Source organism: Bradyrhizobium genosp. SA-4 str. CB756, from assembly GCF_000473125.1.
GTDB classification, from domain to species: Bacteria; Pseudomonadota; Alphaproteobacteria; order Rhizobiales; family Xanthobacteraceae; genus Bradyrhizobium; species Bradyrhizobium arachidis.
This window is the reverse complement of sequence record NZ_KI421499.1, coordinates 3033359-3059520: the sequence shown is the minus strand read 5'-3', so window position 1 is coordinate 3059520 and position 26162 is coordinate 3033359. Positions and strand designations below refer to the sequence as shown.

Annotated in this window: 22 protein-coding genes; 8 read left to right on the top strand and 14 right to left on the bottom strand. The window is 64.8% G+C overall.

Annotated elements, in window-relative coordinates:
- Positions 1 to 265: 265 nt before the first annotated feature.
- From BRAGE_RS0115055 to BRAGE_RS0115045, 3 genes are all read right to left on the bottom strand, one after another.
- Complete coding sequence (locus BRAGE_RS0115055; protein ID WP_027559170.1) at positions 266 to 589, bottom strand: hypothetical protein; 324 nt, start codon at positions 587 to 589, stop codon at positions 266 to 268.
- Between the two features lie 222 nt (positions 590 to 811).
- Positions 812 to 2662, bottom strand: coding sequence for a dihydroxy-acid dehydratase (gene ilvD, locus BRAGE_RS0115050; RefSeq protein WP_027559171.1), 1851 nt, complete (start codon positions 2660 to 2662; stop codon positions 812 to 814).
- A 199-nt stretch (positions 2663 to 2861) separates the two neighbouring features.
- Positions 2862 to 3731, bottom strand: a complete 870-nt coding sequence (locus BRAGE_RS0115045) for a VOC family protein (protein WP_231164030.1) — start codon at positions 3729 to 3731, stop codon at positions 2862 to 2864.
- Positions 3732 to 4635: 904 nt separating this feature from the next.
- On the opposite strand from BRAGE_RS0115045, the gene BRAGE_RS0115040 reads away from it, so the two are divergent.
- Together BRAGE_RS0115040 and BRAGE_RS0115035 are read left to right on the top strand one after the other, a co-directional pair.
- Positions 4636 to 6882, top strand: coding sequence for a TOMM precursor leader peptide-binding protein (locus BRAGE_RS0115040; RefSeq protein WP_027559173.1), 2247 nt, complete (start codon positions 4636 to 4638; stop codon positions 6880 to 6882).
- A 94-nt stretch (positions 6883 to 6976) separates the two neighbouring features.
- Positions 6977 to 8353, top strand: a complete 1377-nt coding sequence (locus BRAGE_RS0115035; RefSeq protein ID WP_027559174.1) for a SagB/ThcOx family dehydrogenase — start codon at positions 6977 to 6979, stop codon at positions 8351 to 8353.
- 31 nt (positions 8354 to 8384) lie between these two features.
- On the opposite strand, the gene BRAGE_RS0115030 is transcribed toward BRAGE_RS0115035, so the two are convergent.
- From BRAGE_RS0115030 to pncA, 9 genes are all read right to left on the bottom strand, one after another.
- The gene (locus BRAGE_RS0115030; RefSeq protein WP_027559175.1) at positions 8385 to 9245 is read right to left on the bottom strand and encodes an ABC transporter permease; all 861 of its coding nucleotides are present in this window, start codon (positions 9243 to 9245) and stop codon (positions 8385 to 8387) included.
- A complete protein-coding gene (locus tag BRAGE_RS0115025; protein WP_027559176.1) occupies positions 9242 to 10171 on the bottom strand; it encodes an ABC transporter permease in 930 nt (309 codons plus the stop codon). The genes BRAGE_RS0115030 and BRAGE_RS0115025 overlap by 4 nt, the downstream gene beginning before the upstream one ends.
- A complete protein-coding gene (locus BRAGE_RS0115020) occupies positions 10171 to 11163 on the bottom strand; it encodes an ABC transporter ATP-binding protein (protein ID WP_027559177.1) in 993 nt (330 codons plus the stop codon). The genes BRAGE_RS0115025 and BRAGE_RS0115020 overlap by 1 nt, the downstream gene beginning before the upstream one ends.
- Positions 11160 to 12143, bottom strand: a complete 984-nt coding sequence (locus tag BRAGE_RS0115015; protein WP_027559178.1) for an ABC transporter ATP-binding protein — start codon at positions 12141 to 12143, stop codon at positions 11160 to 11162. Before BRAGE_RS0115015 ends, BRAGE_RS0115020 begins: the two co-directional genes overlap by 4 nt.
- A 3-nt stretch (positions 12144 to 12146) precedes the next feature.
- Positions 12147 to 13784 carry an ABC transporter substrate-binding protein gene (locus BRAGE_RS0115010; RefSeq protein WP_027559179.1) on the bottom strand — a complete coding sequence of 546 codons (1638 nt, stop codon included), beginning with the start codon at positions 13782 to 13784 and terminating at the stop codon, positions 12147 to 12149.
- Between the two features lie 30 nt (positions 13785 to 13814).
- Positions 13815 to 14630, bottom strand: coding sequence for a sugar phosphate isomerase/epimerase family protein (locus BRAGE_RS0115005; protein WP_027559180.1), 816 nt, complete (start codon positions 14628 to 14630; stop codon positions 13815 to 13817).
- Between the two features lie 478 nt (positions 14631 to 15108).
- Entirely contained in the window at positions 15109 to 17142 is a 2034-nt protein-coding gene (locus BRAGE_RS0115000) for an NAD(+) synthase (RefSeq protein ID WP_027559181.1), read from the bottom strand.
- A 139-nt stretch (positions 17143 to 17281) separates the two neighbouring features.
- Positions 17282 to 18397, bottom strand: a complete 1116-nt coding sequence (locus BRAGE_RS0114995; RefSeq protein WP_027559182.1) for an alpha/beta fold hydrolase — start codon at positions 18395 to 18397, stop codon at positions 17282 to 17284.
- A 16-nt stretch (positions 18398 to 18413) separates the two neighbouring features.
- The gene (pncA, locus tag BRAGE_RS0114990; protein ID WP_027559183.1) at positions 18414 to 19058 is read right to left on the bottom strand and encodes a bifunctional nicotinamidase/pyrazinamidase; all 645 of its coding nucleotides are present in this window, start codon (positions 19056 to 19058) and stop codon (positions 18414 to 18416) included.
- A 254-nt stretch (positions 19059 to 19312) separates the two neighbouring features.
- On the opposite strand from pncA, the gene glk reads away from it, so the two are divergent.
- The 3 genes from glk to BRAGE_RS55845 all read left to right on the top strand — a co-directional run bounded on the left by glk (position 19313) and on the right by BRAGE_RS55845 (position 20932).
- Positions 19313 to 20293 (top strand): glucokinase, encoded by a 981-nt coding sequence (gene glk, locus BRAGE_RS0114985; RefSeq protein WP_027559184.1) that lies wholly within the window; start codon positions 19313 to 19315, stop codon positions 20291 to 20293.
- A 134-nt stretch (positions 20294 to 20427) separates the two neighbouring features.
- Complete coding sequence (locus BRAGE_RS0114980; protein WP_027559185.1) at positions 20428 to 20631, top strand: hypothetical protein; 204 nt, start codon at positions 20428 to 20430, stop codon at positions 20629 to 20631.
- 145 nt (positions 20632 to 20776) lie between these two features.
- Positions 20777 to 20932 carry a hypothetical protein gene (locus BRAGE_RS55845; protein ID WP_167336502.1) on the top strand — a complete coding sequence of 52 codons (156 nt, stop codon included), beginning with the start codon at positions 20777 to 20779 and terminating at the stop codon, positions 20930 to 20932.
- 120 nt (positions 20933 to 21052) lie between these two features.
- Here BRAGE_RS55845 and BRAGE_RS0114970 read toward each other — a convergent pair whose 3' ends face one another.
- Positions 21053 to 21430: a response regulator gene (locus tag BRAGE_RS0114970; protein ID WP_027559186.1), complete on the bottom strand. Its 378-nt coding sequence runs from the start codon at positions 21428 to 21430 to the stop codon at positions 21053 to 21055.
- 110 nt (positions 21431 to 21540) lie between these two features.
- Positions 21541 to 22326, bottom strand: coding sequence for a Spy/CpxP family protein refolding chaperone (locus BRAGE_RS0114965; protein ID WP_027559187.1), 786 nt, complete (start codon positions 22324 to 22326; stop codon positions 21541 to 21543).
- A 505-nt stretch (positions 22327 to 22831) separates the two neighbouring features.
- Between BRAGE_RS0114965 and BRAGE_RS0114960 the strand changes: the two genes are divergently transcribed.
- The 3 genes from BRAGE_RS0114960 (at position 22832) to BRAGE_RS0114945 (ending at position 26159) form a co-directional block, all read left to right on the top strand.
- Positions 22832 to 24172, top strand: coding sequence for an ABC transporter substrate-binding protein (locus tag BRAGE_RS0114960; protein ID WP_027559188.1), 1341 nt, complete (start codon positions 22832 to 22834; stop codon positions 24170 to 24172).
- Between the two features lie 137 nt (positions 24173 to 24309).
- Complete coding sequence (locus tag BRAGE_RS0114950; protein WP_027559189.1) at positions 24310 to 25248, top strand: carbohydrate ABC transporter permease; 939 nt, start codon at positions 24310 to 24312, stop codon at positions 25246 to 25248.
- Positions 25248 to 26159: a carbohydrate ABC transporter permease gene (locus BRAGE_RS0114945; protein WP_027559190.1), complete on the top strand. Its 912-nt coding sequence runs from the start codon at positions 25248 to 25250 to the stop codon at positions 26157 to 26159. Before BRAGE_RS0114950 ends, BRAGE_RS0114945 begins: the two co-directional genes overlap by 1 nt.
- The last annotated feature ends 3 nt before the right edge of the window (positions 26160 to 26162 follow it).

Sequence of the window (26162 nt, the reverse complement as noted above, 5' to 3'; positions counted from 1 at the left end):
GTTCGCGCCCTGCCTCCTGCCTTTCCACGGCGCCCGGTCTGTCAGGCGAGCGTCAGGCTGTTCCTCTAGCTTCACGCAACGCGTCGGCCACCGACACAGGTCGGCCGCTCAGCAATCCCGGACACTGGCGACATCTCCCAGGGCGTCGCTGGTTGCGAGGCCCGGTTTGGATTCGCCTCCGTTTCCGGGCCTCGTTTGCTGCCCCCAAAAGCAATGCGGCGCCCCCGAGGGAGCGCCGCTTGGAATTCCTCGTTGCTGCCTCGGCTCAGTAGCCGCAGGACGCGCAGCCCATCTGCACCGGGGCGTAATAGGAATAGCCGGGCGAGACCATCTCGACGCGCTGGCGCGTCGCATATTGCGGCGGGATGCGCTCGTACTGCACGCCAGGCGGCGCGACCATCACGGTCTGCGGCACCATCACGGTGCGGTACTGCGCCGGCGTGCGGTGCGCGACCACGGAGCCCGGCGACACCATCACGGTCTCGTCGACGGTGCGGTATTGCGGGGCGACGTATTGCTGCTGGTAGCAGGTCTGGCACGGCGGCGGCGTGTAGCAATTGTAGCAGCCGGCGGAGGCTGCGCCCGTCATCGAAATCGCGGCGACGGCCGTAGAGAAAACAACAGCGAGAGTACGAGACATTGCGGTGGTGCCCCAGTTGCCCGAATTGGATTTGCGAAGGTCGCGCGCAATATACGCCGCAAACTCCTGGGCTGCCGAAGTTCGTTGGAGCATCCTTAACGCGAACGGCCGGCTCTCGCCGGCCGTTCAGGACTTGTTGACTATGCGCACGCCGTGCGAACGGCGCGATGCTCACTTCGAGCGACGCTTCACCTCGCGCACCGCGCCGCGCGCGGCGCTGGTGGTGAGCGCAGCGTAAGCCTGGAGCGCGGTGGAGACGTTGCGCTTGCGGCCCGTCGCCTGCCAGGCGGCATCGCCCTTCGCCTCTTCCGCTGCGCGGCGGCTGGCGAGCTCCTCGTCGGAGACCTCAAGCGTGATGCTGCGGTTCGGAATGTCGATGGCGATGACGTCACCGGTGCGCACCAGACCGATGTTGCCGCCTTCCGCCGCCTCCGGCGACAGATGGCCGATCGACAGGCCGGACGAGCCGCCGGAGAAGCGGCCGTCGGTGACGAGCGCACAAGCCTTTCCGAGGCCCATCGATTTCAAATAGCTGGTCGGATACAGCATCTCCTGCATGCCGGGGCCGCCGCGCGGGCCTTCGTAGATGATGACCACGACCTCGCCGGCGACGACCTTGCCGCCAAGGATGCCTTCGACGGCCGCGTCCTGGCTTTCGAACACGCGCGCGGGGCCAGAGAACTTCAGGATCGAGGCATCGACGCCGGCGGTCTTCACGATGCAGCCGTCCTGCGCGAGATTGCCGTAGAGCACGGCGAGACCACCGTCCTTGCTGAAGGCATGCTCGAGATCGCGCACCACGCCCTTCTCGCGGTCGGCATCGAGCTCGTCGTAGCGGCGCTCCTGGCTGAAGGCGACTTGGGTCGGGATGCCGCCGGGCGAGGCACGATAGAAAGTGCGCACCGCCTCGCTCTTGGAGCGCTTGATGTCCCAGCGCTCCAGCGCATCGTTCATGGTCGGCGCGTGCACGGTCGAGACCGAGGTGTCGATCAGGCCGGCACGGTCGAGTTCGCCGAGAATGCCCATGATGCCGCCGGCGCGATGCACGTCCTCGACATGCACGTCGGCGACCGACGGCGCGACCTTGCACAGCACGGGCACGCGGCGCGACAGCCGGTCGATGTCCTGCATCGTGAAGGCCACCTGCCCTTCATGAGCGGCGGCGAGCAGATGCAGCACGGTGTTGGTCGAGCCGCCCATCGCGATGTCGAGCGTCATCGCGTTCTCGAACGCCTTGAAGTTCGCGATGTTGCGGGGCAGCACGGAGGCGTCGTCCTGCTCGTAATAGCGGCGGACGAGGTCGACGATGGTGTGGCCGGCCTCGACGAACAGGCGCTTGCGGTCGGCGTGGGTTGCGACCACCGAGCCGTTGCCGGGGAGCGCCAGGCCCAACGCCTCGGTCAGGCAGTTCATGGAGTTGGCGGTGAACATGCCCGAGCAGGAGCCGCAGGTCGGGCACGCCGAGCGCTCGATCACCTTGACGTCCTCGTCGCTGACCTTGGAGTCGGCCGCGGCGACCATGGCGTCGATGAGGTCGACCGCCTTGGTCTTGCCCTGCAGCTTGACCTTGCCGGCCTCCATCGGGCCGCCCGAGACGAACACGGCGGGGATGTTGAGCCGCAGCGCGGCCATCAGCATGCCGGGCGTGATCTTGTCGCAGTTGGAGATGCAGACGAGGCCGTCGGCGCAGTGCGCGTTGGCCATGTACTCGACGCTGTCGGCGATCAGCTCGCGCGACGGCAGGCTGTAGAGCATGCCGTCATGGCCCATGGCGATGCCGTCGTCGACGGCGATGGTGTTGAACTCCTTGGCGACGCCGCCGGCCTGCTCGATCTCGCGGGCGACCAGCTGGCCGAGGTCCTTGAGGTGGACATGGCCGGGCACGAACTGGGTGAAAGAGTTGACGACCGCGATGATCGGCTTGCCGAAATCTGCGTCCTTCATGCCCGTCGCGCGCCAGAGGCCGCGGGCGCCCGCCATGTTGCGGCCGTGGGTGGTGGTGCGGGAGCGATAGGCTGGCATGGCGGTTTCCGTCCTCGGGTTTGGGTGCCTGAGCGGAAAATATGGAGCCGCCTCAGGCCTTTCCGGCCGGATAGCGCACGGGGTGATCAGGTGCAACGGGAACTTGGGCCGGACAGGGCCGGATCGGCCTTTCGCAGGCCTCCCCTGCTCCCGGCGCGGGCTATTGCAAGCTCGGGTCAGCGCCGGAGAGACGCTGTGGCTAGCGCTCCGGCTTGGGCAGCACAATTCTCCCCTGGGAGGCAATGCCACCCCACTTGGCGGACCAGCCGATTTCCGAAGCCGAGGATGGCTCAATGCTTGTCTGACCTCGGGCGCCCTGCAATGCAAACAGGGCACCCTGGGGATCGACACATCGTGCGATCCAGCAGCCATCGGGCAACTCGATCGGACCCTGGAGGATCCGGCCTCCGCCAGCATTCACATGTTTCGTGGCAGCACCGATGTCGTCGACGTTGAAGTAATGCAACCAGCTCGGCTGCGTCACGCTCGGAAGTTTCGTGAGCATGCCGCCGACCGTCTGCCCACCCGCCGAAAACAATTGATACCAGGCCGCTGGTTCGCCTTGAGCGTCCGCTTTCTGCCAACCGAATAGTTCTCTGTAGAAATCGAAGATCACGGTCCGGTCGGCGGCCAGCAACTCATGCCAGCCTACGCGCCCCTGCTCGTCCAGCCGGCCCGGTTTCCGTCGGCCATAGGTTGGTTCTTTGATCAGCCCGAACGTCGCCTCCTGCGGATCGGCAACGACTGCTATGCGGCCAATATTGGTGTCGGTCGGCGGCACAAGGATCCTGCCTCCGAGGCGCCTGATCTGCACGGCGGTTGCGTCCAGGTCGTCGACGGCGACGTATCCCATCCATCTCGGCGTCGCCCCCAATCTCCGCCCCTCTTCCGGGATATCCATAAGTCCGCCCAGCGGAGCGCCGCCGCTACGAAACACCATGTAGGGCAGTTCGGGGGTCGATTCATCCCTCACGCCCCAGCCGACGGCCTTGCGATAAAATGCGCCGGCCGCCGCGACATCCGTGGTCAGGAGTTCATACCAAGCGAAACGCCCTGATTGATCTGCCACGCGGACCTCTCCGTTCAAGATTCGATGCGCTTGCGGCACTGCACCAAGCTGCACGCGCACCAACAGCGCCGATCGTTGATGCCCTGCGTCAACTGCCCGTGCCGATGCCGTTCATGAAGATGAATACATTCTGAACGCGCAGCGCCGCGCTTTTGTGCGCGTAATTCTTGCTCGTGTTATTTCCTGAGCGTAGACTTACCGCGGCTGGGATGCTTCTAGCAATGCTCGGAGGTTGGACCATGCGGCAGGCGAAGCAGACTTCTAAACGGAAGAAGCGGGTAACCAAAGTCGCCGTGCCGGCGTTCGGAGCCGCAGGGTTGACGTTCTCGCTGGCGGGAGGCGCATCGGCGTCCGCCGTGCCGACACCCGACGTGCAGCAATTGCCGCACCTTGGAACGGGTCAGGCAATCACGCTCGATGACGAGGAAATGGCTGACGTCAGCCTCGCCACCTTCCATCTCTTCGACAAGGAAAACGCCGGCAGCCGCGTGCAGCTGGCGTGGCGTGGATGCGGCGGTTGCCGCGGCTGCGGAGGCTGTCGGGGTTGCCGTGGTTGCCGATGTGGCGTCGGTTGCCGATGTGCAGGTTGCGCAGTTGGCTGTGCTGTCGGTGTGGTGGGATGCGCCGTATCATGCGCGGGTTGCTGCGCATCGTGGGGCCGCTGCCGCTGGTGCTAGGCCTCGGCGCGCTCCGAATGTCAAATTCACGGGTTGATAGGTCATTGGCCGGCCTCAAGAAAGGGGCCGGCCAATTGCTTGATTTCGCTCCGATGCTTGCATCGGCAGCTTGCGGGTGGCAGCTGAATTCGTTTCAATTCTCCGGGAAAATGCCGGCGCGCGGTCGCGACGATCCGTCTTGCGCCGGGGATCCAGCGTGACGGCAACAGGATCAGCGTGCTGACTCAATGACTGCAACTCGCAAGACCCGCGTTGCGCGGCAGACCCGCAAAGACGTTCTCCGATTTGCACCGAACTTCACCGCTTACGTACTGCCTCCCGATGCGGTTTGCCTCTATTCCGAGGATCGCAAGTTCTTCCTGCATGGCGAGCTCTACTGTGCCTTGGCCACCGCGATCGGAAAACATGGCAAGGCTTGGTCGGAGATCATTCGCCAGCTTTCGAAGCACTTTCCGGCCGACAAGATCGAGGAAGCGATCAAGCGGCTCCTCGATCGCCGATATGTCGTTGCAGCGACCTCGAAAGCGTTTGACGGTGCCGTCGCTGGTTTCCTGGCAAGCCTAGGCATGCCCCTGGAGATCGCGGAGCAGAATCTTCGCAATTGCCCGGTACAGGTCGAGTCGATTGACGTCAAAGGCGCCAAGGAGCTGACCGCGGCGTTGAGCAAGCTCGGGGTTCAAATCGCCAAGCGAGCGCCGAAGTTCACGATCACGCTGGCGAACGACTATCTCGACCGGCGACTTGCTGAACTGAACCAAGAACGAGTGGCCGCCAAGACGCCCTGGTTGCTGGTCCAGCCATCCGGTCCGTTTCCGCTGGTCGGGCCCGTGTTCAAACCGGGCGAGAGCGCCTGCTGGACCTGCCTGTTCGATCGCATGATCCGCAATCGGGAGATCAAGGGATTTCTCGACCGGGGACCGGCGCATGCGGTTGCCACATCGCCGCTCGTCAGGGAAAGCGTCGGCCAAGCGGGAATCCATTTTGCGGCCGTCGAGATCGCCAAGGCGATTGCCTCGGGCTTTCGCACCGATTTGCGCGATCACATCGCAAGCTTCGACCTGACCGGCGCCGCCATCGCCAAGCACTACGTGACGCGACGCCCGCAATGTCCGACCTGCGGCAGCAGGAAGCTGAACAACCCGCGCCGATCTCCGGCCCTGGTCGAGATTGCCGAGGGCAAGAGGCTCGTCATGACCAGCGGTGGATACCGCACCGTGACATCGCGCTCGACGGTGTCGCGCTTCCGCAAGCATGTGAGCCCACTGACAGGCGTGGTGTCCAGGCTCGAGCGGATCGACGTCGATCTGCCGATGAACACCAACTATTTCGCCCAGCATAATTTCTCCGCGCCGGCCCACAGCATCGACCAGCTCAGGTCCGGATTGAGCGGCGGCAGCTTTGGCAAGGGCTCGACCGCCGAGCAGGGCGAAGCCAGCGCGCTGATGGAATCGATCGAACGCTATTCGGGCATTTTCCAGGGCGATGAGATCAGGACGACGCGTCGATTTGACGATTTCGCTCCTGGCGACGCGCTTCTTCCCAACGATGTCCAGCTCTTCAGCGAAACGCAGTTCAAGAACAGGTTTCTCCAGCGACCGGACGATCCCCATCCGGTGCCCGAGCCGTTCGATCCCGCGACGAGGACCGAGTGGTCGCCGGTCTCATCGCTGCGCGACAAACGCTTCAGATATCTGCCGACGGGTCTCCTGTATTTCTTTTATGGCGGCTTTCACACGGATTCCAACGGCTGCGCGGCCGGCAACACCCGCGACGAAGCGATTGTCCAGGGCTTCCTCGAGCTGATAGAGCGCGATGCCTACGCGATCTGGTGGTACAACCGGGTGCAGCGCGCCGAAGTCGACCTCGAGCAGTTCGACGACTTCTACGTCCGGGATCTCCAAACTCAATTTGCGGAAGCCGGGCGCAAGCTGTGGGTGCTCGACATCACCACCGATCTCGGCATTCCGACTTACGTGGCGATCATGCACTGGATGCAGAATGGACACGAGAATATCGAGTTCGGCTCCGGCGCGCATTTCGACCGCCGCATAGCCCTGCTGCGCTCCCTCACCGAGCTGACCCAATTCATGTCGGTCGGCATGATGGGCGGCGCGAGCGGCGAGAAGCCGACCCTCGACGGTGTCACACCGCTGCGTCTGGAAGACTACCCGTTCCTGACACCGAGAGATCGCCCTATCATCCCCCCGGCGCCGAGCCTCAAGCTTCACGACAATACGCGAGACCAGGTCATTGCCTGCGTCGAGATCGCCGCCCGTGCAGGCTACGATTTCCTCGTCCTCGACCAGACACGTCCCGACGTCGAGGTTCCCGTCGTCAGAGTGCTCGTTCCCGGCCTGCGTCATTTCTATCGCCGCTTCGCACCGGGCCGCCTTTACGATGTGCCGGTGAAGCTCGGATTGTTGGACCGGCCGCGACCGGAAAGCGATCTGACTTCATTCCTGCCACATACCTGAAGGCTGCTCTTTCGTGCGCGCTCCCGGGAAAAAGCCGACCAGGAAGATCGCGCCAGACATTGCTGCCCGATTGAGCCATCGCTTCTCCCTCCAGATGCAGCCGGACGGAAACATCGCCGCCTTTCTGGGCGACTATTCCGTCAACCTCGGACAATTCAGCGCGGCCGCGATGGACCGCGCCCGACATCTAAGTACCGGTCTTCCGCTCGCTTCGTTTGCAGGCAAGAGTGTCGTCGCCAGGGAAATCGACGCCCTGGTGCATCGCCTGGCGCGGCAGGGGCTTCTGGAATACCGCCTCTCCTCTTCGCATAACACGCAGGACTTCGTGGTCATCGAGCCTCAAGTCCCCGACTACTGGCCGCGGCGCGCGAAGCTGGGCAGCCGTGATACCGTTGTGTTGTCGCGCTTTGCCTATCTGCGCCGGCGCGGCAATGAGATGGTGCTGGAATCGCCACGCGCCGGCGCGCTGTTCCGGATTGGCGATCCCGCCATCGCCGCGACCTTCGCTGCGCTGTCGCAGCCTCGGAAGATCGGCGAGCTCAACCAGAAGATTGCCTCCTCCACCGTCCCCCTGCTCGAACTGTTGCTCGACAGCGAGATCCTGCTCAAGCTCGGTGCGAAAGACGGAGAAGGCCTGCGCGTGAACGAAGGCGACGGCAACCTCGTACTCTGGGATTTCCACGATCTGGTGTTTCACACGCGGAGCACGGAGGGTCGGCAAGCCAATCCGGTCGGCGCCGCCTTCACCTATGCGAACGTCGTTCCGCCGTCGCCGGCGGTGCGGCCACCCTGGGCCGGCAGCAAGATTGACCTGCGCAAATTCTCCTGGCCGGAGCCGAACTCCCGCTTCCCGAAGCTGTTGCGCGAACGCCATTCAACGCGGGATTTCGACGACAAGAATCCGGTCACGCTCGGCGAACTCGCGCAGTTTCTCGACACCACCGCGCGCGTCGTGTCCGAATGGAAGAGCGGGCCGTATTTCGAGGGCGGTCCCGAGGTCCCTTACAGCACGAGGCCTTATCCGTCGGCGGGGAGCGCGTACGAGCTGGAATTGTACCTTACCGTCGCGAACTGCGACGGGCTTGCGCCCGGACTCTACCACTACGATGCAGGGAGCCACGCGCTGGTCGCGATCAGCGCTTCCCCCCAACAACTCCAGGCGCAACTGGCGGCTGCCCAGTTCGCCATGGACGCGCCCGCTCAGCCGCAAATCCTCATCACGATCGCGGCGCGTTTTGGGCGGGTCTCCTGGAAATACAGCTCAATCGCATATTCGTTGATCCTGAAGGATGTCGGCAGCCTGATTCAGACGCTTTACCTGGCGGCGACCGATATGGGCCTCGGCGGTTGCGCCATCGGCAGCACCAACATCGATCTGTTCGCGAAAATGACGGAGTTGGAATTGCATATCGAGGGCCCGGTCGGTCAATTCGCGCTCGGCCGCGGCAGGACGCCGGAAGTCCAAGGCTAGGCAAATCGGCACACGCCGCAGGCCGGTCGCCCTATTGCAGGGTCGGATCGAGCCGGTCGCGCAGCCAGTCGCCGATCACGGAGACGGCCAGCGTCGTGACCACGATGGTGGTCGCCGGCGCCAGCATGATCCAGGGCGCCCGGGTGAGGTACTCGCGGCCATAGCCGACCATGTTGCCGAGGCTGGTCATCGGCGGCTGCACGCCGAGGCCGAGGAAGGACAGGCCCGACTCCATCAGGATCACCTCGGGGAAGACCAGCGTGGTCGAGACGATCAGGGTGGAGGCGATGTTCGGCAGGATGTGCCGGAGGTAAATCCGCGACGGCGTGGCCCCGAGCTGGCGGATCGCGGCCGCGTAGCCCTGCGCATTGGCCGAGATGGCAAGGCCGCGGGCGATGCGGGCGTAGCGCTCCCAGCCGAACAGGCCCATCAGGCCGATCAGCAGCGGCAGCGAATTGCCGAAGAAGGCGAGTACGGCGAGCGCCATGATCAGGAACGGCATGCTGGCCTGGAAGTCTGTCAGCATCAGCACGAGCTGCTCGACGGCCCCCCGGAAATGCGCGGCGAGGAAACCGAGCGTGGTCCCGACGATCGCCGAGATCGCGGTCGCGCCGAACGCGATCAGCAGCGAGATGCGGATCGAGACCAGAAGACGCGACAGCACGTCGCGGCCGAGCTCGTCGGTGCCGAGCCAATGCGCGATATTGCCGGGGGCCGAGAGCCGGTTGCGGAGGTCGAGCTGGGTGTAGCCATAGGGCGCGATCTTCTCGGCGAAGGCCGCGATCACCAGCATGGCGACGATCCAGGTGATCGCGAGCGCGACCGAGACCGGGATCGCCGGCAGGCTGATGCGGCGGCGGACGGCCGTGTCCTTCAGCGTGGCGTCGGTCATGCGTGCGCCCCTTTGGCGCGCAGCCGCGGATCGAGGAAACCGTAGAGGAAGGCGACGATCAGGTTGGACGTCACCATGGTCATCGCGACCAGCAGCAGGATGCATTGCACGACGGCGAGGTCGCGGTTGGCGACGGCAACCACGAGCAGGCGCCCTACTCCCGGCCAGGCAAACACGCTCTCGACCACGACCGCGCCCGCGATCAGCGTGCCCACCATGAAGCCCAGAATGGTCACGGTCGGGATCGCTGCGTTCGGCAGCGCGTGCGAGGTCACCACCTTGCGCCACGGCACGCCCTTGGCCGAGGCGGTGCGGATATAGGGCTGGCCAAGCACCTCCAGCATGGCGCTGCGGGTGAAGCGCGCCAGCACCGCGGCGCCGCCGAGGCTGAGTGTCGTGATCGGCAAGATGGCGTGCCGCCAGCTGTCCTGTCCGCCCGAGGGTAGCCAGCCGAGCTGCACGGCGAAGACGAGAACGAGCAGCAGCGCCAGCACGAAGCTCGGCACGGTGAAACCCGCCACCGCCGTGATCATCACGGTGCGATCGATCGCCGAGCCGCGATGCAAAGCGGCGTAGATGCCGGCGGGAATGCCGAGCGCGACCTTGAACACGAAGGCTGGCAACGTCAGCGCCAGCGTGGCCGGGATGCGCTCCAGCACGAGCTCGATTGCGGGCCGTCCGTCGCGCATGGAGCGGCCGAGTTCGCCCTTGGCGATGGCGCCGAAGTAATCGAGATACTGGAACCAGATGGGATCATCGAGGCCCCAGGCCTTGCGGAAGGCGGCAAGGACTTCCGGCGGCGCCTCCGGTCCCAAGATCATCAGCGCGGGATCGCCTGACAGCCGCAGCACGACGAAGGCGAAGGTGACGACGAGCACGATCGTGAGCGCGGCGCGTCCAATGCGAATGGCGAAATAGCGTCCCATCACGCTGCGTCCCGGGTTTCGGCCTGCGGCCCTGTGACGAGATGGCAGGCGACCTGCCGGTCACCGCCAACAGCCGACAGCGCCGGCACCTCGCCCGCGCAGCGCGCAATGGCGCGCGGGCAGCGCGGATGAAAGGCGCAGCCTTGAGGCCGCGCAGCGGGGTTCGGTGGGTCGCCCGACAGCACGATCCGGCCGGCGCTGCGGCGGCCCGGTGCGGGCGACGCCGAAACCAGTGCCTGTGTGTAGGGGTGTGCGGGGCGCGCAAAGAGATCGTCGGCGCTGCCGATCTCGACAATGCGGCCGAGATACATCACGGCCACGACATTGCTGATCTGCCTGACGACGCGCAGATCGTGGCTGATGAACAGCAGCGTGAGCCCAAGCTGCGCCTGGAGATCGCACAGCAGATTGACCACCTGCGCCTGGATCGAGACGTCGAGCGCGCTGACGGGCTCATCGCAGACAAGGAAATCCGGCTTCGTCGCCAGCGCCCGCGCCAGCACGATGCGCTGGCGCTGCCCGCCGGAGAGCGCGCCCGGATAGCGCGCGCCGTGCGCGGGTGTCAGCTCGACGGCGCGCAGCAATTCGCGCACGCGCTCCTCGCGCTCGGCCGGCGTGCCGAGGCTGTGGATGTCCAGGGGTTCGCGGATTTGCGTGGCGACGGCCAGGCGCCGGTCCAGCGCGCCCAGCGGATCCTGGAAGATCATCTGCATACGCGCCCGCTGCGCGCGCCACGCAGTCGTACCGGGCGCTGCCATCGGCTTGCCGCCGAACCGCACCTCGCCGCGATCAGGCGGCTCGAGGCCGAGCACGATGCGGCCGGTGGTCGATTTGCCCGAGCCGGACTCGCCGACGAGGCCGAGCGTCTCGCCCTTGGGGATCGTCAGCGACACGCCGTCGACGGCATGCACGGCGGTCGCTCGGCCGAACATGCCGGAGCGCATCGAATAGCTGCGCGAGATCGAGGATACCTCGACGAGCGGCGCGCTCATTCGGCGGCGATCCCGAGCAGCGCGCGGCGAGAGGCTTCGGCGCGGATGCAGGCAACCGCGCGATCCTCTGCGATTGGCGCGAGGGTCGGCGCCGCAAGACCACACGCCTCGGCTGCCAGCGCACAGCGCGGCGCGAAGGCACAGCCGTCAGGCATATGCGCGGGATCGGGCACGGTGCCGGGAATGGCGGTGAGACGGCGGCGCGGCCCGTCGAGCGGCGGCAGCGCGCCGATCAAGCCCTGCGCATAGGGGTGCACGGGATCGGCAAAGAGCTGGTTGCTCGGTGCGTGCTCGACGATACGGCCGGCATACATCACCGCGACGCGGTCGCAGTTTTCCGCGACGACGCCGAGGTCGTGGCTGATCAGCACCATCGCCATGCCCATCTCGCGACGGATGGTGGAGAGCAGTTCCAGAATCTGCGCCTGGATGGTGGCATCCAGCGCCGTGGTCGGTTCGTCCGCAATCAAGAGGTCGGGATTTCCGGCGAGCGCCATCGCGATCATGATACGCTGGACCTGGCCGCCGGAGAATTCGTGCGGATAGGCGGACAGACGCCGCGCCGCATCGGGGATGCCGACCAGATTAAGCAGCCGCAGCGCTTCCGCTCTTACGGCATCACCCGAGAGATCGCGATGCAGCGCCAGCGCCTCGCAGAGCTGCTTGCGGATGGTCAGCACCGGATTGAGCGCGCTTGCCGGATCCTGGAAGATCATGGCAACCCGCCCGCCCCTGACCTGATCGAGCTCGGAGGCCGGCGCGCCGAGGATCTCGCGCCCGTCGAGCCGCACCGAGCCCGAGACCTTCGCGTGCCGCGGCAACAGGCCGAGCGCGGCAAGCCATGTCACCGACTTGCCCGAACCGGACTCGCCGACGAGACCGAGGGCCTCGCCCTTCTGCAGGGTGAGATCGACGCCGCGCAACACCGCGACACCGTTGAAGGCGACGCCGAGGTCGCGGATGCTGACCAGCGGCGACACCGCTTACGCCTCGAAATTGCCGGCGCGGAAATCCATCGCGAATGCCGGCGCCGCCTTCCACTTGATCGACTTCGGCTTGGCCGTGAAGGTCGCGTTCTGGTGCAGCACCGTGTAGGCGGGATCCTCGCGCTCGGCCATCTCCAGCATGCGGCGGAACGCCTTCTTGCGCGCCTCACGATCGGTCGAGGTCTCCAGGAACTCCGAGAGCTTGTTCAGCTCGACATTGGTCCATTCGCCGATCTGCTGCTGCTGGCCGTTCGGTCCGTGCTGGGCGACCAGCGAGGAGACCGGATCGTTGAAGGCGGCCGAGTTCGACCAGTCGCGCACGGCGCGGGTCGGCGCGCGCTCCATGATCTGCGACCAGTTCTCCTTGGTCTCGATCTGGACGTTGAGGCCGACCGACTTCCACATCTCGACCAGGATCTGCGCGGTCGCGACCTGGTTGGTGTAGTAATTGTTGAGCAGGCGATACGGGATTGGGTCGCCCTTGTAATTGGCCTGCTTGAGCAGATCCTGCGCGAGCTTGGGATCGTAGGCTGGCACGCTCCAGTCGGCGTTGAACATGTCGCCGTAGAATTCCCACTGCAAACCTTTCGGCACGCGCGTGCGGCCGGCCCACAGGCTGTCGACGATCGCCTGGCGGTCGATCGCGTGGGTGAAGGCGCGGCGCACGAGCGGGTTGGCGAGCACGGCGTGGTTCTTGTCGAACACAGTCAGGCGGTGATTGAGAATGGTGCCGCCCTGCACTTCGAACGCAGCATTCTTCTCGATGCCGGCGATCTGGTCCGGCGGGATGTCGCAGGCGAACTGGTATTCGCCCGAGAGCAGGCCGTTGATGCGGCTCGCGACCTCAGGCACTTCGAGGAAGCGAATGCGCTTGAGCGGCGGCCGGCCGCCCCAATATTCGTCGTGGGCTTCCAGCGTCAGCGAGACGTCGGGCCTGAGCTCGACCACCTTGTACGGACCAGTCGTGATCGGCTTTCGCGCCCAGTCGAGATAGCTTGCGGATTCCTCCCAGGCGCGGCGGTTCATGATGTCTGAGCCGTAGCGCTGCAGCCGGCCCTCGATCGTGACGTCGGGCGTCGCGTTGTAGAAGCGCACGGTGTACTTATCGACGGCATCGACGCGCACGAGGTCCGGCCAGATGCGGCGGGCGACGGCTGGCACGTCCGGCGGCAATTCCTTGCCCGGGCGCGGCGTCGGGATCTTCTCGAAGGCCTGGATGGTGGTGCGGCTCTTGGCCTCGGTCTCGCCGAACATGCGTTCGCGGCTGAAGGTGAAGACGACGTCTTCGGCGGTCAGCTCGTCGCCGTTATGGAACTTGACGCCCTGGCGCAGCTTCAGCTCGACGGTCTGATCGTCGATGCGGCGCCATTCGGTGGCGAGGCCCGGCACGGCCTCGAGGTTGCCGCGCCAGTTCTTCGAGATCAGGCCTTCCCAGATCGAGGAGAAGAACACGCGCTCGCCGACATTGGACTGCTCGCGCAGCACGTCGAGCACGTTGGCGTTCGTCACCTTCTGCACGGCGATCGTGACCGAGGGACGGTTGTCGCCCTGCGCGATCGCAAAGCGCGGCAGCAGCAGCGTGCCGGCGGCCGCGCCGCCGGATTTCAGGATGGTGCGACGGGAAAACTTTGTCATGACGATAACCCCTGCCCTTCGTTGGATCGGCTATTCCGCGAGACCGAGCGCGGCGAGATGCGCGGCGCCGGCGCGAACGTGGTCGTGGTTGCGCAGCTCGAGGATCAGCCGCGGATTGGACGTCAGCCGGCCAAGCGCGCGGAACACGGCGACCCAGGGGATGTTGCCCTCGCCCGGCGCCCAGTGCCGGTCGGCAAAGCCGTCGGTGTCCTGGAGATGGACGTGCGTCAACATGTCACCGGCGGTCTCGACGTAATAGTCGACCGGCGGCGCGCCGGTGGAGATGTGGGCATAATTGGCGTGGCCGGTGTCGAGCGAGACGCGGATCTTGCTGCTTTCGAGCGCCTTGGCGAGGCGCACGCGGTCGCGCGGATCCTTGTCCTCGATGTTCTCGATCACGATCTCGCAGCCGGTCGTCTCGGCGCGCGCGATCACCTCGGCGAGCGTCGCCTTGACGCGTTCGACGAGGTTGCTGCGGCTGTCGGGATAGAGATCGAGATTGTTGTGATCCCAGGTCGTGAACGGCGAATGGATCACCATCTGCGTCGCGCCGAGGAACTCGGCGGCGTCGAGGCCCTGAAGCAGGCGCTTGGTGACGGCCTGGCGGATCATCGGATCGTGGCTGTCGATCTTGAAACCCCAGAACGGCCCATGAATGCCGAGCCGGCCGGTATGGCCCGACAGCATCTGCTTGATCTCGGCCGCGGTGCTGCGCCAATCGCTGTCGAGCAGGTCGGCGCGGAAGAAATCCTGGATTTCGAGATCGCGCTGACGTTCCAGGAGCCAGTCGCGATGGGCGGGGATCGATTTGATGGACAGCGCGGCGCCCAGCACTGGCTTCGACATGGGTTGCTCCCTTGACCGTCAGCGACGACGGGAGCAGCGCTAGACCAGTTCAATGACAGCCCCGTGAAACCGAGATTCCGCAGCGTCGAGCAGATGTGGACATCCCGCGCATCGCCAGCCTCGATGTTGTGCAGCGGCGCTGGCGTCGATGCAGGCCCGTGCAACTTGCCGCAGAAGCAAGTTGAATCGTGTCCGTAGTGATCCGGAATGGAATCCTATTTCGATGTCGCGTACATCGCGGGACATCGATCGGCGGCCAGTTCCAAGGGCATCACCCTCTGATCGCGCTACATGGGGTTGGGGGACCACATGGGGCGGGGGATTGAAGGCTGGGGCAAGGTGAACGAGGTCCGGACTCCTAGGCACTCCGGACCTCGGCACTTTCAGCATCGAATGCAATTTCGCGCCGCCGGCTTGATCAGCCGCACGGCGCGAAATCGTTTTGGGCATCCTTCCCGATCAGTTTTGCCCGATCAGATCATTTCGGCACGTTCCGCTCGAGATCCTCGAGCCATGCCGTCGCACTCGAATCCGACGGCGCGCGCCAGTCGCCGCGCGGCGACAGTGAGCCGCCGGCCGAGACCTTCGGTCCATTCGGCATCGCCGAGCGCTTGAACTGGCTGAAGGCGAAGAAGCGGCGCAGAAACACCTCCAGCCAGCGCCGGATCTCGGCAAGATCGTAGGCCCTGCGCTTGTCGGTCGGGAAAGCTGGCGGCCATTCGCCCTTGGCGACATCCTTCCAGGCGTGCTGCGCCATGAAGGCGATCTTGGACGGCCGCATGCCGAACCGCAGCGTGTAGAACAGGTTGAAGTCCTGCAGCTCGTAGGGGCCGACGGACGCTTCCGTGCTCTGCGGCGTCTCGCCCGGCTTGACCGGAACCAGCTCCGGCGAGATCTCCGCCGACAGGATCGAGGCCAGCGTCTTGTTGACGTCGCCGGAGAACTGCTTGGAGGCGATCACCCAGCGGATCAGATGCTGGATCAGCGTCTTCGGCACCCCGGCGTTGACATTATAATGCGCCATCTGGTCGCCGACGCCATAGGTGCACCAGCCGAGCGCGAGCTCGGAGAGATCGCCGGTTCCGATGACGATGCCGCCGTGATGATTGGCAAGCCGGAACAGATAGTCGGTGCGCAGGCCCGCCTGCACGTTCTCGAAGGTGATGTCGTAGACCTTCTCGCCCTTGCCGAAGGGATGGCCGATGTCCTTCAGCATCTGCGTCGCCGTGGTGCGGATGTCGAGCTCCTGCCAGCTCGTCTGCAACGCCTTCATCAGCGCCAGCGCATTGGTCTTGCTCTCGCTGCCGGTGGCAAAGCCCGGCATGGTGTAGGCGAGGATGTTCTCACGCGGCAGGCCGAGCAGATCGACGGCCTTGGCGGCGACGATCAGGGCATGGGTGGAATCGAGGCCGCCAGACACGCCGATCACGACGCGCTTGGTGCCGGTCGCGCGCATGCGCTGCACGAGGCCGGCGACCTGGATGTTGTAGGCCTCGTAGCAATCCTGCTCGAGCAGGCTCTCATCGCTCGGCACGAACGGAAAGCGCTCGATGCTGCGCCGGAAGCCGATGTCGGCCGCCGGCGGCTTCAGGGCGAAGGTGATCCTGCGATAAAAACCTTCGCGCTGGCGGCGGTTGTCGTCGAACGTGCCCATCAGCGCGCGTTCCTGCCTGAGCAGGTCGAGATCGACGTCCGCCGTGGTGATCTGCCCGCCCTGGCGGAACCGCTCCCCCTCGGCCAGCAGCACGCCGTTCTCGTAGATCGAGGTCTGGCCGTCCCAGGCCAGATCCGTGGTGGATTCCCCTGCTCCGGCCGCCGCATAGACGTAGGCCGCGAGGCAGCGCGCCGAGGTCGACTGGCACAGCAGCGCGCGCGAGCGCGCCCGGCCGATCGTGATCGGGCTGCCCGACAGATTGATCAGCACGCTTGCGCCGGCGAGCGCGAGCTCCGAGGCCGGCGTCACCGGGATCCACATATCCTCGCAGATCTCGACGCCAATGGTCAGGCCCGGCACGTCCTCGGCCGCAAACAACAGGTCGGTACCGAACGGGGCATGCAGCCCGCCGAAGGCGATCGTCTCGCCGGCGATGCCGGTACCGGAGGCGAAATGCCGTCCCTCGTAGAATTCGCGATAGGTCGGCAAATAGCTCTTCGGCACGACGCCAAGGACGTTGCCGCGGTGAATGACCACGGCGCAATTGTAGATGCGATTGCCGAACCGCAGCGGTGCGCCGACGATCAGGACAGTCATCAGCGCCGAGGAGGCCTCGACGATCGCGGCGAGCCCGTGCTCGACCGCATCGAGCAGCGGATCCTGCTTGACCAAATCCTCGATCGCGTAGCCGGACAGGCACAGCTCGGGAAACACGGCGACGGCCACCGACTGCTCGTGGCAGGCATTTGCCGCCTCCAGCACGGCCTTCGCGTTGGCCGAGGGATCGGCGACATGGGACGTGGTGACGCAGGCCGCCACGCGCGCAAATCCGTGGGCGTAGATCGAATGGAAAGTCATCGCGTACCCTTAAATCTCATCGCGGCCGGTGCCGACGGCTCCTTAATCTCTATGTAACCCATCGACCCCGCCCCGTGCAGGCCATCCGCCATCATGCATAACGGATTTGCGAGGGCGGCCTGCCCGGCACCTGCCGCGGTCAGGCGCTGCGGGCCAGCACGCCCGAGAGGTCGTCAAGCAGCCACTCGGCGATCCGCGGCCAGGCATGGGCGTGGGTCCGCTCACCCATGAACAGGCCCAGATGAGTGCTGGGCTCGGAGGCCGCCGCGATGAAGGCTGGCGGCGTGCCGACGAGGTTGGCGGTGGCGAGCGCCTGTGATGCCGGCACCACATCGTCGTCGAGCCCGGCCAGCAGGAAGAGCGGCGCCCTGACATTTTTCAGATCGACCGCACGGCCGAGAGCGGTGAAACTGCCTGCGGCAATCCGGTTTTCGCGGAATATCCAGTTGACGACCTCGAGATAATACCCGCCGGGCAGGTTGAGCGTCTCGCTATTCCAGTGGTCGAAGCGCGCGAGCAGCGCGGCGCCCTCCTCGTCGGTGAGGTCCCTCTGCAACGCGGCCGCGATATCCTCGCGGGTCGGCGCCTTGGACCAGAAACGCAGCATCTCTTCACCGCTGACATTGCCGCCGCCGCGCGCGACGAGTTGATCGTAGACCGCCACAGGCGTGCTGCGAACGAGCTGGGAGAGCTCGGACTCGATCGCAAGATCGACCGGCGCGCCTGCCAGCACCAGCCGCCGCACCTTGGCCGGAAAGCGCGCCGCATACAGCAGCGACAGCCAGCCGCCCTGGCACAGGCCGATCAGATCGACCGGCACGCCGATCTCGTCGATGGCGACGTTGAGATCGGACAGATAGCTGTCGATCGAGAGATAGCGCATCTCGGGCGAGGCCGAGCGCCAGTCGGTGAGATAGACGCGGTCGATGCCGCCGCTTTGCAGGGACTGCGCCACGCTATGGCCGGCCGCGAAGTCGGCGATCAGGGCGCGATGCAGCGCGTATGGCGCGCAGACCAGAGCCGGCTGGCCGGAGCGCGTTCGCGAGCAATCGCGCAGGCGCATGGTCGTAAGCTCCAGCGCGACGGAGTTGGGTGTCGTCCACGGCAGGCTGCTGTCGTTCTGCTCCGGCGAAGGCCGCTCCACCCACCAGAAGCAGGCGTCCATCGCGAGCCGTGCCGCCGCGAGCGGCCACAGCAGCGCCTCGTCCGGGACCGGTCGCGGCCCGCCCTTCTGTTTGCCTGTCGTCTCCACCATGGCTATCTCACGATCCTCACAGGAACGCCTCGAGGTTGACGACCGAAATGCCGAGGTCGCGAAAACTCTGATGCGTTGCGGCCACCGAGCCGCCGAGATCGATGCCGCGGCAGGCGTCCTCGACCACGGCGACCTCGAAGCCGGCCTTGCGGGCGTCCTCCGCTGAGAAGCGTACACAGAAGTCGAGCGCGAGACCTGCGACGAACACGGTCTTCAGTTCGCGTTCGCGCAAATAGCCGAGCAGGCCGGTCGGCGTGCGATGGTCGTTCTCGAACAGTGCCGAATAGGAATCGATGCCGCGGCGAAAGCCCTTGCGCACGACGAGGCTCGCGCAGGTGACCTCGAGGTCGCGATGAAATGCGGCGCCGGCCGTGCCCTGCACGCAATGCGTCGGCCAGAGCACCTGCGTCCCGTAGTCGAGCTCGACGGTCTGGAACGGCTGCTTGCCCGCATGGTTCGGCGCGAAGGAGACATGGTCGGCCGGATGCCAGTCCTGGGTCAGCACCACATTGGCGAACTTTTGGGCAATCCGGTTGACGGCCGGGACAACCTTCTCGCCGCCGGGAACGGCGAGCGCCCCGCCGGTGCAGAAATCGTTCTGCACGTCGATCACCAGCAGCACGTCGCGGTCTGAAATCTTCATCGCAGGGTCCCGTTCCATCCGCCCGGCGCGACGGGCGCCGAACGCTCTTTGCCAATGTCGATCTTCCCGCACGGCTTCGCAACCAACGAAGCGTTGCGCGATCTGTTCAAATTGGTCGCGGATCGTGCCCGAAATGAAACGGTTTGCCCGCGTCCGTGTTGACTAGCCGCACCCAAGGGCGGATTCTCTGATATCCGCAGCAGGCGGATTTGCGTCGATAGAGCGGAGGAAAAGGTTTCCCGCAGCCACCAAGCTGCGGAAGCCATATGGTCATGACGATCGGCAGGACAGGACAGATTCTTCTCGCCGATATCGGCGGTACCAATGCGCGCTTCGCGCTGAGCCAGGATGGCGGAAGCCAGGAGGCCGGACCGATCGACTATGTGAAGGTCGCCGATTTCCCGACCGTCCGGGAAGCCATTGTCGATGTTCTCGCGCGCAGGACCGGCGGCGCACCGCCCCAGCGCGCCGTGCTGGCCGTGGCGGGTCCCGTCACCAACAATCGCTGCGTCATGACCAACAGCCCCTGGGTCATCGACGGCAACGAGCTCCAGCCCGCCCTCGGCTTTGACACTGTGCACGTGCTCAATGATTTCGAGGTGGTGGCCTGGTCCCTGCCCGCCCTGGAGCCGGCCGACCTGATCCCGCTCGGCGGACAGGACGGCCTGCCCGGAGAGCCGTTGCTGGTGGTCGGGCCTGGAACCGGCTTCGGCGTATCCTGCCTGGTCGAGCGCCATGGCGCACGGCTGGCCGTCGTGACCGAGGCCGGACACGCCACCCTGCCGGCTGAGAACGAGCGCGAGGAGCGCGTGATCGCGTGCCTGCGCCGACGCCTCGGCCACGTCTCCATCGAGCGCGGCGCGCTGTCCGGCTCCGGCCTGCAAAGCCTCTACCAGGCGCTGGCCGAGGTCGACGGCGCCCAGGTGCGGCATCGCGATGCCGCAGCCATCACCAAGGCGGCGCTCGAGGGCAGCTGTCCCGTCAGCCGCGCGACCTTGGAAATGTTCTGCGCCATTCTCGGCTCGGTCGCGGGCAATCTCGCGGTGACCTTCGGCGCCCGCGGCGGCGTCTATATCGCCGGCGGAATCGCACCGCGCTTTCCGGAGTTCCTCGCAGCCTCCGCCTTCCGGGCGCGCTTCGAGGCCAAGGGCCGCTTCCAGGATTACTTGCGCAACATCCCGACGCGGCTGGTCACCAAGCCCGATGCAAGCTTCCTGGGCCTCAAGATGTTCGCCGATCACAATCCGGATTGAGATACGCGCGTTCGGCTCCGGTAATTCACAGCTGATTGCAGTCCACACACGGTTCCACGCAGGATCGTGCTTGCCCCTTCGTTTCCGATGAGAAACAATTCGCGCAGTGTGTAGCGTAGTTGCGGGGGCGTGACATGCGCAAGCAGGACCTAGGCTTCGACTATCACCGCTATCACCGCCTGCTGACCGAGGCGGACGACGAGGACAAGCGGCTCGCCCTGATCGAGCTCCTGATCGAGGAAAAGGCCCGCGACCGGCTGGCGGCGCAGCGTGCCTCGGACCGGGCCGCCATGACGGCTCACACCATTGCCACCGTGCTGAAGAACGGCCGCGGCTGAGAATCGGCGGTCCCGTGGCGGCGCGCGAATCCGCGATCAGATTGCGATTCCGTTAACGATCCCTCGAAAGCTCGCGTCAAACTTTTTGCTCTAAGAGTTCCCTCACCTGATGCAATTCAGGGTCAACACAAAGGGGGGAATGAACATGAGCATGATTTCGCTCGCCGCGATGCCGGCTGCTGTCGAAACGCGTATTGCCGATTCTGCCTTCAAGACCGTCGTGCTGTTCTGCTGCATGGGCCTCGTGGCCTCGTTCGGCCTGATGGCGCGCGGCATCGACCTCAGCGCCGGCCTGATGTGACATTGAATTAGACTGTTGGAATTAGATTATTGCGCCGGGAATGGCCGCCCCTAACGGGCGGCCATTTTCGTTGACACTCTCGGCGCGGCGTCTTCGCCGTCGCCAACGCGGCGTCTTCGCTCAGTGCGGCGCCTTCGCCGTTGCTTCCGGAAACATCGAATCGATCATCGCCTTGAGCTGATCGATCGAAATCGGCTTGCGCAGGATCGGCCTGCGCCGGAGCAAGGACGGCAGCAACTCCGGCCCGTAACCGGTGGCGAACAGGAACGGCTTTCCGCGGCGCTCGATCAGATCGGCGACGGGATCGACGTAGACGCCCATGAGGTTGATGTCGAGGATGGCCAGATCGTACTGCGCGGTCATGGCAAAGGCGCTGGCGTCGCGGACATTGTCCGCTTCCGCGACGACGTGGTGGCCGAGCTCCTCCACCATGTCGGCGATCATCATCCGGATCAACGCCTCGTCTTCGACCAGGAAAACGGAGAGTCCGTCCGCCATATCAACCCCGCAGTCAGCTTGCGAAGCTAATCATAACCGAATTGCGGAGAGGATTCACGAATTCGTGGCGGTGCCGTTAATTCAGGCGCGCCCGATCCGATTCAACTTGATCAATCCAGTCCGCGCTCGTGGCTGAGGCGCACCATCTCCTGGATGAAGACCTGCTTCTGCTTGTCGTCGAGGCTCGAATAGAGCGGCTCGGCGGCGTCGGCGACATTGCGCTGGTCGGCGGCGCGGTCGATCAGGAATTGGGCCTCGTTGCGCATCTGCTCGATGATGTCGTCAGGCGGATCCCGCTTGGCCCGCGCAACCCGCAGGTTGAGCCGCTCCGCACCATTATGCCCGAGGTAGTGCATGGCGCTGGAGAAGCCGTACCAGTGCTTCTCCTGGTCGGGCGTGAGGTTCAGCTCGGTCTTGATCCGCTCGATATAGGAATCGCTGTTGGCGACGATCTGATCGGCGGTCAGCTGCGGCGCCCCGGTCTGCGTGAGAACCGTGACATCCTTGTTGTCCTTGCCGTCCTGCGGCGCATTCCTGGCTTCCTTGGTCGCCTTGGCGCCCTTGCCCGCCTTGGCGTTCTTGGCATCCTTGTCCTTGCCCGCGCCCTGCTGCTTGGCGTCCTTGCTGGCATCCTTATTGGCGGCCGGCGCCTGATTGCCGTTGTTGCCGACGCCGAGCACGCCGGTGAAGACGCCGACCACGCCGCCGATCGCGCCGCCGAGCACGCCACCGACGGGACCCGCTGCCTTGTTCCCGGCCGCCGCGCCGTCCTGAACACCCTTGACCAAGCCTTGAGCATTCGCCACCGCGGCGGCGCCGAGCAGCAGCGCGAGCACGGACCCCAGCGCGAACCATCGCCGCAAGTGAAGCCGCGCGGGCGGCGCCGGGTTGATCATTCTCGTCTCCATCGTCGATCTGATTGGCCTGTCGGGGTGGGAGCCACCCGCCGGTTGCAACTCTATCGTTTTCACCGCTTCGAGGTCCAGACGCAGCCGATCGCTGTCCACGCCCGAAAAGTCTTTCGCGCGAAGCGGTTATGCAGGCTTATTCGAAACTGCGGCGTAATTGCGCACGGCGTGTTCCGGGCGGGCTTGTGCGAAGTGTGCGTCGCAAAAGGAGCGCGCACGGTTGACGTTGGCCGCGCGATACCGTCGCGGCTTCAGGCACAACGTTAGTTCTAGACGGTCGCCATTCGGTTTTCTCGACAGACGCGATCAATCATGATCTGATCGCGCTACCAATTTGCCGCCTCCCGCCTGATTTGCCATCGACGCTGGCGGCAGCAACAAGAAACGGTCAACGAGAATTCCAAGAAGAAACGCCAAGAAGAAAATCAAAAACAAAACTCGGGAATGCCAGAGGAAACACCAGAACAATAAAACACCCAAGCGAGGAAACGAGATGTCACGCAAGAAACTGACGCGACGTCAATTTGTGGCTGCCACTGCAATGTCCTCCGCGGCGCTGATCACCGCGCCCTATGTCCGGGGCGCCTACGCCGCCGGCAAACTCTCGATCGGCTTCTGGGACCATTGGGTGCCGGGCGCCAACAAGGCCTCGACCGATCTCGTCAATGAATGGGCCGCGAAGGAGAAGGTCGAAGTCTCCATCGACTACATCACCAGCAACAACAAGAAGATCGAGCTGACCGCCGCCGCCGAGGCACAAGCCAAGTCCGGCCACGACATCCTTCAGATGCCGAGCTGGTGGCCGCAGGCCTATGCCGAGAATCTCGAGCCGCTCAACGACATCATGGAGCCGCTCATCAAGCAGAACGGCGAGGTGAACGGCACCGTCAAATATCTCGGACAGTCGGGCGGCAAGTGGCTCGCGACACCCGCGACACCCGGCAGCCAGATCAAGGGCCCCTGCTCCCGTATCGATCTGATGAAAAAGCATGCCGGCATCGACGTGCAGGAGATGTATCCGGCCGGCGGCCCGCCCAAGGTCGAGAACTGGACTATGGAGACCTTCCTGAAGGCGGCCGAGGCTTGCCACAAGGCAGGCTTTGCATTCGGCATCGGTCTTGGCGAGACCACCGACAGCGTGGACACCGCCGGCGCGATCTTCCAGTCCTTCGGTGCCGAGCTCGTCAATGCCAAGGGCGACATCACGGTGAAGACCGATCAGGTTCGCCAGGCGATGGAGTTCTACAAGAAGCTCATCGCGTTCCTGCCGCCCGACGCGCCGTCCTGGGACGACGCCTCGAACAACAAATGGCTGATTTCCGGCCGCGGCGCGATGATCCTCAATCCGCCGAGCGCCTGGGCCGTCGCCAAGCGCGACGCGCCGCAGGTCGCCGAACAGTGCTGGACGCACGGCTTCCCGTCCGGTCCGAAGGGACGGTTTGCGCCGTACCTGCCCTATTTCTGGGGCGTCTGGAGCTTCGGCAAAAACAAGGAGGCGGCCAAGAGCCTGCTCGTTCACCTGTCCTCACCGACGTCGATCGAGAAGTTCGTCGCGGTGAGCGGCGGCTATGACCTGCCGGCCTACGCCAACATGACCAAGTTCAAGACGTGGGAGGAGGAAGGGCCGCCGAAGGGAACGCTCTTCCACTATCCGGACCCCTACAAGCATCAGACGCTGTCGATCGCAGCGTCGCCCGCGCCGCCCAAGATCGCGCAGCAGATCTACTTCCAGGCGACGCTGACCAAGATGGCGCTGCGATATGCGCGGGGCGAAACGCTGGATCAGGCGCTCGCCTGGGCCGAAGGCGAGTGCGAAGGCTTCATGCGGAGCTAGGCCGGGACTCCGCCGAGGCGATTGACGCCGCGCGCGTGTATCGCCTCGGCATCCTCATCCGCATGACCGTGGAGCCGACCGGTATGGCCGGCCTCGTGGCTCGACAGTTTACGAAAAGCTGACCCAAGGACTCTGCCATGGCCGATGTCGTCGTTGAGCAAGGTCGCCTCGCCCGTGCGGCGGGCGCGCGCAAGGGATCGGGCCTGCGCAACGCGCTGGGCCGAAAATCCACGGTCGCGTTCTTCCTGACGCTGCCGCTGATCCTCCTGATCGCGCTGCTCGTGCTCTATCCCGCCTTCTATTCGCTCTATCTGGCGACGCTGAACAAGGCGATGACGAAATTCGTCGGCCTTAGCAACTTCACCTTCCTGTTCAAGCGCGAGACGTTCTGGATGGTGGTGAAGCAGTCCTGCATCTTTGCGATCACCGCCGTGATCTTCAAGGCGCTGATCGGCTTCATCGTCGCGCATTTCGTCCATAACATTCCCGGCAAGAAGCAGCGCAAATGGCGCGGCATGTTGCTGGTGCCCTGGGTGATCCCGCCGGCGATGAGCACGCTCGCCTGGCTGTGGCTGTTCGACCCCTCCTACAGCGCCTTCAACTACACGCTCTCATTCTTCGGTGTCGGGCCGATTCCATGGCTCGGCGACACTTTCTGGGCGCGCTTCTCGGTCATCCTTGTCAACGTCTGGTACGGCGCGCCGTTCTTCCTGATCATGTATCTGGCGGCGCTGAAATCCGTGCCCGACCAGCTCTACGAAGCGGCGGCGATCGACGGCGCCAATTGGTGGCAGCGGATCTGGTACGTCACGCTGCCGATGATGCGCAACATCATCGCCATCACCACCCTGTTCTCGCTGATCGTCACCTTCGCCAATTTCGACATCGTGCGCATCCTGACCTCCGGCGGCCCGCTCGATACGACGCATCTGTTCGCCACCTGGGCGTTCCAGGTCGGCATCCAGAGCAGCGACATTCCGCTCGGCGCCTGCGTGTCGTTGTTCATGGTGCCGATCCTCGCCGTCGCAGCGGTCTTCATCCTGCGTGATGTCACCAAGCGGGGGAACGAAGCCTGATGAGCACGCTCACAATCGACAAGGCCGGGCCTTCCCGAAAGGTCAAGTATGGCAGCATGAGCCGCGACCGCGCCTGGGCGCTGCGCTGGTCCTATTTCTTCCTGGTGCTGTTCGCGATCTTCTTCCTGACGCCGCCGATCTACATGCTGATCACTTCGCTCAAGAGCAGCGCGGAAATATCGGCGGCAACCAACCCGTGGTGGGTGTTCCACCCGACGCTGTCGAACTATGTCGAGCTCCTGACCTCGAACCAGTTTTTGCGGTTCTTCTGGAACTCGTCGATCATCTCGATCACGGTCGTGATCATCACGATGCTGATCAGCATCCCCGCGGCCTTCGCGTTGGCGCGGATGAAGTTCTGGGGCTCGGCGACTCTGGCCACCGGCGTCTTCCTCACCTACCTGATCCCGGACAGCCTTCTGTTCATTCCGCTGTTCAAGATGCTCGGGGTGATCCAGGACCTGACCGGCATCACGCTGCTCAACCGATGGTACGTGCTGCTGTTCATCTATCCGACCCTGACGGTGCCGTTCTGCACCTGGATCATGATCGGCTATTTCGCCTCGATCCCGAAGGAGCTCGATGAGGCCGCCCTCATCGACGGCGCCTCCTGGCTTCAGACCCTGACGCGGATCTTCATCCCGGTCGCGCTGCCCGGGCTGATCGCGGCGACCATCTTCGCCTTCACGGTGTCCTGGGCGCAGTTCCTCTATCCGCTGGTGTTCACGACCTCAGTGGATCAGCTCGTGCTGCCGGTCGGCATCACCACGACGCTGATCAAGGGCGACGTGTTCAACTGGGGACAGATCATGACCGGTGCGCTGCTGGGCGCCGCGCCGCCGCTGATCATCTACGCCTTCCTGATGGACTACTACATTGCCGGCCTGACCGCCGGTGCGACAAAGGGTTGATGA